Consider the following 12717-nt stretch of genomic DNA (forward strand, 5'->3'; position numbering starts at 1 on the left):
CTCGCGAAGAGGGTGTGTCAGTCGACATCAATGTTGCCTGACACACCCTCTTCGCGAGCAAGCCCGCTCCCACAGTGGTTTGTGGCGTTAGAAGGTCAGCATTTGCCTTCAAGAATCGCCGCATAGCCTTCGCGATAACTCGGATACGTCGGCGTCCAGCCCAGCGCCTTCGCCCGGGCATTGCTGCAGCGCTTGCTGCCGGTGCGACGTACGCTGGCGTCTTCCGCCCAATCGGTGACACCCAGATACTCGCGCAACCAGGCGACCACTTCGGCCAGCGGCGCCGGCGCATCGTCCACCCCGATATAAACATCCTGCAACGGCTTGCCCTGATGAGCCGCGTTCAGCAGAAACGCCATCAGCCCCGCCGCGTCATCAGCATGGATGCGATTGCCGTACAGCGGCGGCTCGACCGCCACCCGATAACCGCGACGCACCTGGGTCAACAGCCATTCACGTCCGGGGCCGTAAATGCCGGTCAGGCGCACGATGCTCGCCGGGATACCGCTGTTCAGCGCCACTTGCTCAGCCTCAAGCATCACCTGCCCGGAATAGCCGCTGGCGACGGTCGCTGAATGCTCGTCGACCCACTCCCCTTCCTGCTGGCCGTACACGCTGCTGCTGGACACGAACAGCAGTCGCTCAGGCACCTGGCCAAAGTCATTCAGCCAGCTCAGCACATTCTGCAAACCCTGTACGTAGGCGGCGCGATAACCGGCTTCATCGTGATCGGTGGCGGCCGCGCAATACACCAGATAATCCACCGCCCCGAACGGCCAGTTTTCCGGGCAATCTTCCTTGAACAGGTCACCAGCGACGCCGATGACGCCATCCGGCAAACGCGAAACATCACGGCGCAGACCATGCACCTCCCAGCCGGCGGCCAACAATTGCGTAGCCAGACGACTGCCGACGTCACCGCAACCGGCAATCAAAACAGAAGGCGCGGACATGAAAAAACTCCCAAACGAAAGGAACAGACTAGCCCTCGCAAAGGACGAACGGCTAGCAATGAAGGAAAAAAAGAAACTCTATTACTTTTGTTAACAAGAATTACTTGCAATAATGCATCCCACTTTTGTTCTCGGCCTCACGAGGCCTGGAAGAGCATCACCGTTTTTCTACCTCAGGTCCGGCCAGCATGACACGTAATCAATTCCCCGCTTCGCCAACCACACGACCTCGCGCCTGGAGCGCGGTGGCGGCCCTGCTGCTCAGCCTGATGCTGGCGCCGACCGCTGCTTTCGCTGACGCACAAGCGCCAGCCGCTCCGGCTGCCACCGAACAGCACGCGCCTGCTACCGCCGCGCCAGCCGCCACCGACCCGGTACAGGCTGTAGACGCCAGCGCAGCAGACGCGCCTGAAGTGCTCGAACCTGACAACAGCTTGGGCATGGCCCACGACCTGTCGCCATGGGGCATGTACCAGAACGCCGACATCATCGTGAAAATCGTGATGATCGGTCTGGCCATCGCTTCCATCATCACCTGGACCATCTGGATCGCCAAAGGCTTCGAGCTGATGGGCGCCAAGCGTCGTCTGCGCGGTGAAATCGCTGCCCTGAAAAAAGCCGCGACCCTCAAGGAAGCCAGCGCCACTGCGGCAAAGGAAGGCACCCTCGCCAACCTGCTGGTGCACGACGCCCTCGAAGAGATGCGCCTGTCGGTCAACAGCCGCGAGAAAGAAGGCATCAAGGAGCGCGTCAGCTTCCGTCTTGAGCGTCTGGTCGCAGCCTGTGGCCGCAACATGAGCAGCGGCACCGGCGTCCTCGCCACCATCGGTTCCACCGCGCCGTTCGTCGGCCTGTTCGGTACCGTGTGGGGCATCATGAACAGCTTCATCGGCATCGCCAAGACCCAGACCACCAACCTCGCCGTCGTGGCGCCGGGCATCGCCGAAGCGCTGCTGGCCACCGCGCTGGGCCTGGTTGCTGCGATTCCTGCGGTGGTGATCTACAACGTGTTCGCCCGCTCCATCGCCGGCTACAAGGCGCAGGTGTCCGATGCTTCGGCGCAGGTTCTGTTGCTGGTCAGCCGTGACCTCGATCACCAGCCTGAGCGCAGCAGCTCGCAACCACACATGGTGAAAGTGGGGTAATCGGCCATGGGCCTGCATTTGAAAGAAGGCGCAGACGACGATCTGGCCGAGAACCACGAAATCAACGTCACGCCGTTCATCGACGTGATGCTGGTGCTGCTGATTATTTTCATGGTGGCCGCGCCGCTGGCTACCGTGGACATCAAAGTCGACCTGCCGGCCTCGACCGCCAAACCGGCGCCGCGCCCGGAGAAACCGGTGTTCCTCAGCGTTAAAGCTGATCAGCGCCTGTACATCGGCGACGACGAAGTCAATGCCGATACCCTTGGCGCCGTGCTCGACGCCAAGACCCAGGGCAAAAAAGACACCACCATCTTCTTCCAGGCCGACAAGGGCGTGGACTACGGCGACCTGATGAGCGTGATGGATAAATTGCGCTCGGCCGGTTACCTGAAGGTCGGTCTGGTGGGCCTCGAGAGCGCAGCCAAGAAATGATCACGACGCGCCATAAGCTGACGCGTTACAGCGGTAGCCTGGCCGTGGTGCTGGGCGTTCACGCGCTGGCCATCGCGCTGGCGCTGAACTGGACCGCCCGCCCGCCCATCGAACTGCCGCCGCAGGCAATGATGGTTGAGCTGGCACCGGTTCCGACCCCGCCACCGCCTGCTCCGCCGAAAGTCGTCACACCGCCGCAGCCACCGGCTCCGGTCGAAGAGTTGCCGATTCCGAAACTGGCTGAAGCACCCAAGCCCGAGATTGCCGTACCGAAGCCCAAACCCAAGCCAAAGCCGAAACCGCAGCCGCCCAAACCGGTGGAGAAAAAACCGGAACCGGTGAAGGAAAAACCTTCCGAGGAAAAACCGGCGGAGACGCAGCCGACCCAGGCCCCGACGGAGAAATCCGCCCAGCCGGCACCGGGACCGTCGCCCGCACAAATGGCCGCCAAGGCCAGCTGGCAAAACACCCTGCTCGCGCACTTGGGCAAGTACAAAAAGTACCCGCAAAGCGCACAGGCACGGGGCAAGGAAGGCCTGAACCGTCTGCGTTTCGTGGTGGATGCCGAAGGTAATGTGCTGTCGTTCGAACTGGTGGGCCGCTCGGGCAACGCCGATCTGGACCGGGCCACCCTGGAAATGATCCGCCGCGCACAACCGCTGCCCAAGCCACCGGCGGACATGTTGACCAACGGCTCGATCGAAATTGTCGCGCCGTTTGTGTACTCGCTGGATAAACGCCGCTGATCCATTGTGGGAGCGGGCTTGCTCGCGAAAGCGTCGTGTCAGTCGACATCCATGTATCTGACACACCGCATTCGCGAGCAAGCCCGCTCCCACAGGGTCGACAGTGGGATCGAAAAGGCACCGAAAGGTGCCTTTTGCCTATCTGGCAACGGCAAACTCACATTGCCCGGTGTCGCATTCCTCACTCAGTCTGATAACGTGCGTCTATCGATTGCAGCCGTTATGCTTGGCCCGCAACTTCATGGACGCTTGCTATGACCCTCACAGAATTACGCTACATCGTTACCCTCGCCCAAGAGCAGCACTTCGGCCACGCCGCCGAGCGTTGCCACGTCAGTCAGCCGACCCTGTCGGTGGGCGTGAAAAAACTTGAAGACGAACTCGGTGTGCTGATTTTCGAGCGCAGCAAAAGCGCCGTGCGCCTGACCCCGGTCGGCGAAGGCATCGTCGCCCAGGCGCAGAAAGTCCTGGAACAGGCGCAAGGCATCCGTGAACTGGCCCAGGCCGGCAAGAACCAGCTGACCGCCCCGCTGAAAGTCGGCGCGATCTACACCGTCGGCCCGTACCTGTTCCCGCATCTGATTCCACAACTGCACCGGGTCGCCCCGCAGATGCCGTTGTACATCGAAGAAAACTTCACCCATGTGCTGCGCGACAAACTGCGCAACGGCGAGCTGGACGCGATCATCATCGCCCTTCCGTTCAACGAAGCCGACGTGCTGACCCTGCAACTCTACGACGAGCCGTTCTACGTCCTGATGCCGGCCCAGCACCCGTGGACGCAAAAAGAATCCATCGATGCCGCCCTGCTCAACGACAAGAGCCTGCTGCTGCTCGGCGAAGGCCACTGCTTCCGCGATCAGGTTCTGGAAGCCTGCCCGACCCTGACCAAGGGCAACGACGGCGCCAAGCACACCACGGTCGAATCCAGCTCGCTGGAAACCATCCGTCACATGGTCGCCTCCGGTTTGGGCATCTCGATCCTGCCGCTGTCGGCGGTGGACAGCCATCACTACGCCCCGAGCGTGATCGAAGTGCGTCCACTGTCGGCACCAGTGCCGTTCCGCACCGTGGCCATCGCCTGGCGCGCGAGCTTCCCGCGGCCGAAAGCCATCGAGATCCTCGCCGACTCCATTCGCCTGTGCTCGGTGGCCAAGCCCGCCGCACCGGTCACGGCCGGTTAAGCCAGCGTCATGACTGAGCTGTCGCAGGTGTCGGTCACCGCACTCAAGGGTGTCGGCGAAGCCATGGCCGAGAAACTGGCCAAGGTCGGTCTGGAAAACCTCCAGGACGTACTGTTCCACCTGCCGCTGCGCTATCAGGATCGCACCCGCGTGGTGCCGATCGGCGCATTGCGGCCGGGGCAGGACGCCGTGGTCGAAGGCACCGTCAGCGGCGCCGACGTGGTCATGGGCCGGCGGCGCAGCCTCGTCGTGCGCTTGCAGGACGGCACCGGCGGCTTGAGCCTGCGCTTCTACCACTTCAGCAACGCGCAGAAAGAAGGCCTCAAGCGCGGCACTCGGATTCGCTGCTACGGCGAAGCCCGGCCCGGTGCTTCGGGCCTGGAGATCTACCACCCGGAATACCGCGCCATCAACGGCGACGAGCCGCCGCCAGTGGATGAAACCCTGACCCCGGTCTACCCGCTGACCGAAGGCCTGACCCAGGCGCGCCTGCGCCAGTTGTGCATGCAGACTCTGACCCTGCTCAAGCCAGCCACCCTGCCCGACTGGTTGCCGACCGAACTGGCCCGCGACTACCAACTAGCGCCGCTGGCCGACGCGATCCGCTACCTGCACAACCCGCCCGCCGATGCCGACGTCGACGAACTCGCCCTCGGCCATCACTGGGCCCAGCATCGCCTGGCCTTCGAAGAACTGCTGACTCACCAACTGTCGCAGCAACGCCTGCGCGAAAGCATGCGCTCCCTGCGCGCACCGGCGATGCCGAAAGCCACGAAGCTGCCACCGAAATACCTGGCCAACCTCGGTTTCAACCCGACCGGCGCCCAGCAACGCGTCGGCAACGAAATCGCCTACGACCTCAGCCAGCACGAACCGATGCTGCGGCTGATTCAGGGCGACGTCGGCGCGGGCAAAACCGTGGTCGCCGCCCTCGCGGCACTGCAAGCACTGGAGGCCGGTTATCAGGTCGCACTGATGGCGCCGACCGAGATCCTCGCCGAGCAACACTTCATCACCTTCAAGCGCTGGCTCGAGCCGCTGGGCATCGACGTGGCGTGGCTGGCCGGCAAGCTCAAGGGCAAGAACCGCGTCGCCGCGCTGGAGCAGATCGCCAGCGGCACGCCGATGGTGGTTGGCACCCACGCGCTGTTCCAGGACGAAGTGCAATTCAAGAATCTGGCGTTGGTGATCATCGACGAACAACACCGCTTTGGCGTGCAGCAGCGTCTGGCGCTGCGGCAGAAAGGCGTCGGCGGGCGCATGTGTCCGCACCAACTGATCATGACCGCCACGCCGATCCCCCGCACGCTGGCGATGAGCGCCTACGCCGACCTCGACACCTCGATCCTCGACGAACTGCCGCCCGGTCGCACCCCGGTCAACACCGTGCTGGTCACCGACACTCGCCGCGTCGAAGTCATCGAACGGGTGCGCAGCGCCTGCGCCGAAGGGCGTCAGGCCTATTGGGTGTGCACACTGATCGAAGAGTCGGAAGAGCTGACCTGTCAGGCGGCCGAAACCACGTTCGAAGACCTCACCGCCGCCCTCGGCGAGCTGAAAGTCGGACTGATTCACGGGCGCATGAAGCCCGCCGAAAAAGCGGCGGTCATGGCCGAATTCAAGGCCGGCAACCTGCAACTGCTGGTCGCCACCACGGTGATTGAGGTCGGCGTCGACGTGCCCAACGCCAGCCTGATGATCATCGAAAACCCCGAACGTCTCGGCCTCGCGCAGTTGCACCAATTGCGTGGCCGCGTTGGCCGGGGCAGCGCGGTCAGCCATTGCGTGCTGCTCTACCATCCGCCGCTGTCGCAGATCGGCCGCCAGCGCCTGGGCATCATGCGCGAGACCAACGACGGTTTCGTCATCGCCGAAAAAGACCTCGAACTGCGCGGCCCCGGCGAAATGCTCGGCACGCGCCAGACCGGTCTGCTGCAATTCAAAGTCGCCGACCTGATGCGCGACGCCGATCTGCTGCCCGCCGTACGCGATGCCGCGCAAGCGCTGCTGGAACGCTGGCCGACTCACGTCAGCCCATTGCTCGACCGCTGGCTGCGTCACGGGCAGCAATACGGCCAAGTGTGAGCACCGTCGCAGTTTGTGCAGGATCGTTCCTACAGAGCTGGTTATACTCCTGCCATTGTTTCAAAAACGGATACAGACCATGACTGACGCAGCTCTCGCCCCCGAACTCCCGCACGCGCCGTCTGTAATTCGGCTGCTGCTCGGCAAGCTGGGGATCGCCTACGAAGAAGTGCTCGACCACCACGGCCTCAACGCTTCGCGCAAGGTACAAGCCGTGTTGCTGGACGATGCTGTCGGCGCGCTGATGGTGCTGTTTCCGCAGAGCCAGTTGCTGGACCTCAATCGCCTCGCCGAACTCACGGGCCGACGCCTGACCGCCGTGTCCACCGAGCGCCTGGAAAAGATGCTCGGCAAACACAGCCTGAGCCTGCTGCCGGGCCTGCCGGCGCTGACCAGCTCGCCGTGTCTCTACGAAGAAAGCCTGCTGCGCGAACCGAAGCTGCTGATCAACTCCGGCGAGCCGGGCCTGCTCCTAGAAATCACCAGCGAGAACTTCAAGACCATGCTGACCAAGGCCAGCGCCGCCAATTTCGGCGAAGCCCTGAGCAGCATCCGCCCGAACCTCGACCGCCCGGACGATGACCGCGAGGAAATCACCCAGGCTGTGCAGGCGTTCACTGCACGCCGGATTCAGCAGCGTCTGGAAGCGACCATCGAGATTCCGCCTCTGGCCGAGACGGCGCAAAAAATCATCAAGCTGCGCGTCGACCCCAACGCCACCATCGACGACATCACCGGCGTGGTCGAAACCGACCCGGCGCTGGCCGCACAGGTTGTGAGCTGGGCGGCGTCGCCGTACTACGCCTCGCCGGGCAAGATCCGTTCGGTGGAAGACGCGATCGTTCGCGTGCTCGGTTTTGATCTGGTGATCAACCTGGCGCTGGGCCTAGCCCTTGGCAAGACCCTGAGCCTGCCGAAAGACCACCCGCAACACACCACGCCGTACTGGCAGCAGTCGATCTACACCGCCGCCGTCATCGAAGGCCTGACCCGCGCCATGCCCCGCGCTCAGCGCCCGGAAGCCGGCCTGACGTATCTAGCCGGTCTGCTGCACAACTTCGGTTACCTGCTGCTGGCCCACGTGTTCCCGCCGCACTTCTCACTGATCTGCCGCCACCTGGAGGTCAACCCGCACCTGTGCCACAGCTACATCGAGCAACACCTGCTCGGTATCAGCCGCGAACAGATCGGCTCGTGGCTGATGCGCTACTGGGACATGCCGGACGAGTTGGCCACCGCCCTGCGCTTCCAGCACGACCCAAGCTACGACGGCGCCTACGCCGAATACCCGAACCTCGTCTGCCTGGCCGTGCGCCTGCTGCGCAGCCGCGGCATCGGCTCCGGCCCCGACGAAGACATCCCCGACGCCCTGCTCGAACGCGTCGGCCTGACCCGCGACAAAGCCAACGACGTCGTCAGCAAAGTCCTCGAAGCCGAAGTCCTGCTACGCGAACTGGCCTCGCAGTTCAGCCAGGCCTGAAAACTTCGCGAGCAAGCTCGCTCCCACAAGGTTTCGGTAACATCCTGTGGGAGCGAGCCTGCTCGCGAAGAATCCACCTCAATTTATCTGTCTGACATAAAACTTGTGGTGAGGGGATTTATCCCCGACCGGCTGCGCAGCAGTCGCAAACCCAGCCAACAGGGTGTGTCAGTTATATCGAAGTCTCAGGTTTTGGGGCCGCTGCGCAGCAGCCCATCGGGGATAAATCCCCTCACCACAACAGCCCATCTACTCAAGCCCTTCTACTCAGGCCTTCGGCTTAGCCTTCCTCGGCACCAAATACTTCATCAACCCCTGAAACCACATCACCAGCGCCGGATTCCCCTTCAGCTGGATCGACTTGTCCTGAATCCCCTGCATAAACGCCAACTGCTTGTTCTTCGCCTGCATCGTCGCAAAGCCATAACCGGCATCTTTAAACGCAATCGCAAACGCCGGCTCCGCCACCACGCCAGACTTGCTGGTGATGCGCTGATTCTTCACCACGAAATGCCGCGCCACTTTCCCGTCCAGCGTCTGCAGCTGAAACACCAGATCCTTGTCACCCAACTGCTGCTGGAACGCAGGATTTGTCCGGCTGGCCTTACCCATCAACAAACCCATCATCCACAGAAGAAAACGAAATTTCATGCGCACAGCCTCAAAAGGAAAATGAACGGCCGGGGCAGTGTAAGGGATTCAGACGATAACGCCACTATCTACCTCTAATGGAAGATGATGCAGCCTATTTCCCGCACGATGACCGCCAAGTCACAACTCGGCACCCACCGTCCTACACCTGTTGAAACACATCCCTGTAGGAGCTGCCGAAGGCTGCGATCTTTTGATCTTCCAGCCTGCAAACCTATGGGAAATTTCCTGCAAAGCGTGGTGTTGTGCGTGAACTAGGCAGGTTGGAGCATCGTCGATAGCCTGTGTGTGTCTCCGCAAAATCGGTGACTCGGACGTGCAAGTCCAGACTCGTCATGCATTCAGTTATGGCTATTCGCCGGGTGTTTTCCTATGCTCGCGAACTGTTATGGCGGCTGTGTATGGGAGGCCTTCGGGTCTGCCGGTTTCCGAGTCCGGTCTTGCACACCTATACACAGCTGCCACCCTCTCGAAGCAAGCGAAACGGTGTTGGCTCCATAACTCGGAAATACCTATGATCAAACCAACACCCAATCCCCCCGAAACCCCAGACATATCGCCCTACGAATCGCTGGAATCCAAGAAATTCCACGAAGCCGCCGAACGCGCCCTCGACCACCACTTCAAACCGCGCACCGAATCCCAACCCAAACGCGAAACCGGCCTCTTCAGCCTCACCCCCGGCACCGACGCCGAAGCCCTCATGGCCAACGCCTCCGAAGACCTCCTGTCCATCAGCGCCATCGCCTGCGACCTCGCCGACGACCTCCACGGCTCCCGCCGCTCGGTTGCACTGGCCCTGAGCAGAATGGCGGATGGGGTGCGATTGATGGTGGAAGGGACGCTTGATCATATTGAAGTGCGGAACCTGGCAGCCAAGTCGTAGCGGGATCTGCGGGTGAAAAAAGGGGACGTTAAGTCCCCTTTCTTAAAGATTTCATCCCCACCGACAACCCGTTTCTGGGGAGGCCTCGATGCTGAAGTCTTCATCGAACGAATACTGTTTGCCGGATTTGTAATTCGTGTAACGCATCGAATTCACCCGAGCGCCTTGCGTTGCAATGACATACTGCCCCGTCACTGCACCGTCTGAAACTTCCACCCATGTCGTCGTGAATTCGTAAGGTCCGCTCTCCGTCATGACGTACTCTTCGGTTCGGTGATGAACCAAAGCAATGGCTTTCTTCGACTTGCTGTACCTGACACTTGCACCGCTCCATTTAGCGGCCACGTCGTAATAGATTCTGAATTCAAAATTGATGTTTTTGCCTTCCAGAGAGTGGAAGCACCTTACCTGTGTAGAAACTTCGCTGTGGGCAGTCAGCGGTATCAGAAGAAGCGCAGAAATAAACGCAGATAAAGATTTCAAACCGATCATTTCTTTAGCGGTTCCTGGGTAGTTGAAAGCGCATCCTCACCGCGCAGTAGGCGATGTCTTCACGCAACAGACGGCCAGCCATCTCACAATGCCCTTCTGCGTACTTCTTCCAAAGCGGATCATCGAACTCATCCCCTCCCAGTCGCTCAATGGCGGCCGCTAAATTTCTCTCACGATCCTTCCCCGCAATCGCAGATGCGGCTTTGTAAAAGCCATCTAGCGGTAAGCCCGTCTGCAGGGCAATCAACTCTCCCAACCGGGCATTGGTCGTTTGTACCAGACACCCAAGCCTTTCGATTGGCGCCTCAGCGCCCGGCAAACCGGATTGATAAAGCTCCTCGCAAAACGACTCTTTGAAACGCACCCAGTTCTTCTGCACATCTCTGAGATCGCTCTGTTCCGCAGGAGACAAACTCGTCAGCGCTTTTTTATATTGCTCGTTCAACACAGCATCGACCTTCTCCAAGGTTTGCTGGCCGCAAATGATCAAGTCGGGGTTGGAAAAGCTGTCTGGATTACACACTTCTGCGGCAAGTGCCGCAGTAGAGGTTGCCAATGCCAAGCAGCAGAGAAGAATCGAAAATCCTTTCACGCTATAACTCCTTCGATACCAATATGCCCAGTGCGCATTTATTGAGCGATTTTTCGGCGGTCCTGGACATACAGCCAGATCAACGGCGGCAATAGCACGAGCAACGCAAAACCGTCGAGCCACAGGTGCGACCAAACCTGCTTTTGCGCAGACAGCCACATGTCCTGCGGCGCCCATAACAGGATGCCGGCGATCAACCATCCCCACACTGCTGGAGCTTTCAGGCGATTGCCCAAGTGCACCAACGCAAGCATGTACAACGAATAGCTTTGCAGCGTCGCGCCGAACAGCGCGAGCCACCAGACCTGTTGCTCATGGCCGGCGGCGGGTACCGCATCGGCGCCCCAGAATGCGAGTTCGAGATTGTGCAGGTAGTGGTCGAGTAAACCGGAGTGACCGGCCCAAGTCAGGGTGAGGCCGGCGAGTATGTGCACGATTGCGGCGGCGTATAGCCAGAGCACTAACGCTGGGCGAAGGGAGTTCGAGGGGGCTGGCATTCCGTGTCCTGAGCGCATTCCTTGGGGGTGGGGAGTTTAAAGGAAAATCGCGGTCGTCAGATGCTCAAGTATTAAACGTTTAAGCGCTGCGGATTCTGGCTCAGTGCATATGAAAACGCGTAGCCATGATGGCGGAACGCGTTTGATCACATCGCGGTGAAAAGGCGTCGGGCGCTGTAAACGCCCTTCTTCACTTAACCGCACTAAAAGCAGCTGCTGGCCACTATCGGTTCGGCCACTTCGGACTGAAGTCGCTTAATCGCATTGATGCCCGAGTCGTTACCTTTGTCGGCAGCAAGCTGATAACAGGCCAAGGCGCGAGGAGTATCTTTCTTTCCTAGATCGCCGCTTTTCCAATAATCGCCTAACGAAACGAATGCATGCGTTGATCCCATGGTGGTAGCACGAATCAACTCTTTTTCAACATCCAGCGGGCGCTGGCAGGGTCCTGAACCGGCCAATTCATTGCCAAAACAATAGAAGCCAGCCAACGACTCAGCACCGCTCGGTGAATCAACGGCTGCTGCTTTGAAAAGAGCCTCAACTTTGTCGTATTCCAATTGCGGGGCCATACCTGACAGACTCAGCCCGGCCGCAGCCGAACTAGATATAGGATCACCTGAAGCGGCCGCGCACAGGTAATTTTCCAAAGTCGCCTCAAAAAGTTCTCCTGTCAGTCGGTATTGCTCAAGGCCGCCCAAGCCAGCAAATCCTTGGCCGCGCTGCCAACAGAAATTCTCCGCGCGACTCATTTTCCGCGTACTGGCTACAGAAAGCTCTTTTTCAGGAATCGACCAGTCCTCAACCCCATCAAGCGTCCAGCAGGACTTCCGCGAAAAGTTGAAAATCTTGATGTTGCTGTTGCCGGCGCGTTTATCCACAACGTTAACGTGGCGGTCATCCACCTTCTCGATCTCTATTCCTTCCACTTTCCCATCGGGCACAGCCACCATTAAGGGAAACGCCATATCGCGTCCCACCTCCGCAGTAACGTAAGTCACAATCCGCCCAATATCCGACGTCCCCTTTAATACCAGCAGCTTCACGGCCTGCGCAGTTAGTCGCTTCTGCGATTCGACATTAGCGGAGAATGCTGGAAGAAACTGTGCAAAGTCTTGCGTAGGGCACGAGCCACGTCCAATTGTCGCGCCAGTCCCGGTATCGGACGCGATATTGTCCAAAAACACTGAACGGTCACGACTCATACTGGCGATGCAATTGTTCACCGCTGCCACATGCGCCGAAGAGCCCGGTTCCGTCTCCAACGCATCGACCTGGCAATCGGTATCGCGCAGTTTGATCCAGGCGCGCTGAGCCTCCTGGACCGTTGCCTTTTGGCTCGCCGCAAGAACTGGATCGGTTTGATACCCACCCTCGAGCCGAACCATCAGTTCTTGATAACTGGTATTCAACTGCTTATCTGCAGCAACCTTGGCACTCACAGAACATCTTTCCCTCTGAGAGTTCGTAGTGATATCGGCACATGCATCGTCAGCAAATGCATGTCCCCCCAACAGAGATAAACCACCAATCAGCACGGCGGGCAGCACCGGAATAAGATATTTACTCAA

Annotated in this window: 13 protein-coding genes; 7 read left to right on the forward strand and 6 right to left on the reverse strand. The window is 60.0% G+C overall.

Translation table 11 applies throughout. The features are described from left to right. Window positions 1–95: 95 nt before the first annotated feature. Entirely contained in the window at window positions 96–953 is an 858-nt protein-coding gene (locus QMX91_RS10130) for an SDR family oxidoreductase (protein WP_282412656.1), read from the reverse strand. A gap of 188 nt (window positions 954–1141) precedes the next feature. Between QMX91_RS10130 and exbB the strand changes: the two genes are divergently transcribed. The 6 genes from exbB to QMX91_RS10160 all read left to right on the forward strand — a co-directional run bounded on the left by exbB (window position 1142) and on the right by QMX91_RS10160 (window position 8028). Further along, a complete protein-coding gene (gene exbB, locus QMX91_RS10135; RefSeq protein ID WP_098966280.1) occupies window positions 1142–2098 on the forward strand; it encodes a tonB-system energizer ExbB in 957 nt (318 codons plus the stop codon). Between the two features lie 6 nt (window positions 2099–2104). Then, a complete protein-coding gene (gene exbD, locus QMX91_RS10140) occupies window positions 2105–2533 on the forward strand; it encodes a TonB system transport protein ExbD (protein WP_007962355.1) in 429 nt (142 codons plus the stop codon). Continuing rightward, window positions 2530–3279, forward strand: a complete 750-nt coding sequence (locus QMX91_RS10145) for an energy transducer TonB (protein WP_282412657.1) — start codon at window positions 2530–2532, stop codon at window positions 3277–3279. The genes exbD and QMX91_RS10145 overlap by 4 nt, the downstream gene beginning before the upstream one ends. Before the next feature lie 254 nt (window positions 3280–3533). After that, window positions 3534–4463 (forward strand): hydrogen peroxide-inducible genes activator, encoded by a 930-nt coding sequence (locus tag QMX91_RS10150; protein WP_282412658.1) that lies wholly within the window; start codon window positions 3534–3536, stop codon window positions 4461–4463. Between the two features lie 9 nt (window positions 4464–4472). Further along, a complete protein-coding gene (gene recG / locus QMX91_RS10155) occupies window positions 4473–6548 on the forward strand; it encodes an ATP-dependent DNA helicase RecG (protein WP_192562856.1) in 2076 nt (691 codons plus the stop codon). A 79-nt stretch (window positions 6549–6627) separates the two neighbouring features. Next, window positions 6628–8028: an aminoacyl-tRNA deacylase and HDOD domain-containing protein gene (locus tag QMX91_RS10160; protein WP_282412659.1), complete on the forward strand. Its 1401-nt coding sequence runs from the start codon at window positions 6628–6630 to the stop codon at window positions 8026–8028. Between the two features lie 267 nt (window positions 8029–8295). On the opposite strand, the gene QMX91_RS10165 is transcribed toward QMX91_RS10160, so the two are convergent. Beyond that, the gene (locus tag QMX91_RS10165) at window positions 8296–8679 is read right to left on the reverse strand and encodes a helicase (RefSeq protein ID WP_064389575.1); all 384 of its coding nucleotides are present in this window, start codon (window positions 8677–8679) and stop codon (window positions 8296–8298) included. Between the two features lie 514 nt (window positions 8680–9193). Here QMX91_RS10165 and QMX91_RS10170 point away from each other — a divergent pair. Then, window positions 9194–9565, forward strand: coding sequence for a DUF6124 family protein (locus tag QMX91_RS10170; protein ID WP_027610398.1), 372 nt, complete (start codon window positions 9194–9196; stop codon window positions 9563–9565). A gap of 51 nt (window positions 9566–9616) precedes the next feature. On the opposite strand, the gene QMX91_RS10175 is transcribed toward QMX91_RS10170, so the two are convergent. The 4 genes from QMX91_RS10175 to QMX91_RS10190 all read right to left on the reverse strand — a co-directional run bounded on the left by QMX91_RS10175 (window position 9617) and on the right by QMX91_RS10190 (window position 12717). Then, a complete protein-coding gene (locus tag QMX91_RS10175; protein WP_227698854.1) occupies window positions 9617–10057 on the reverse strand; it encodes a hypothetical protein in 441 nt (146 codons plus the stop codon). Between the two features lie 4 nt (window positions 10058–10061). Next, a complete protein-coding gene (locus tag QMX91_RS10180; protein ID WP_098966288.1) occupies window positions 10062–10649 on the reverse strand; it encodes a lysozyme inhibitor LprI family protein in 588 nt (195 codons plus the stop codon). Between the two features lie 38 nt (window positions 10650–10687). After that, a complete protein-coding gene (locus QMX91_RS10185; RefSeq protein ID WP_098966290.1) occupies window positions 10688–11146 on the reverse strand; it encodes a cell division protein in 459 nt (152 codons plus the stop codon). 203 nt (window positions 11147–11349) lie between these two features. Next, entirely contained in the window at window positions 11350–12717 is a 1368-nt protein-coding gene (locus QMX91_RS10190) for a lysozyme inhibitor LprI family protein (RefSeq protein WP_282412660.1), read from the reverse strand.

This window comes from Pseudomonas sp. PS01299, from assembly GCF_029960145.1.
Classification (GTDB): Bacteria; Pseudomonadota; Gammaproteobacteria; order Pseudomonadales; family Pseudomonadaceae; genus Aquipseudomonas; species Aquipseudomonas putida_A.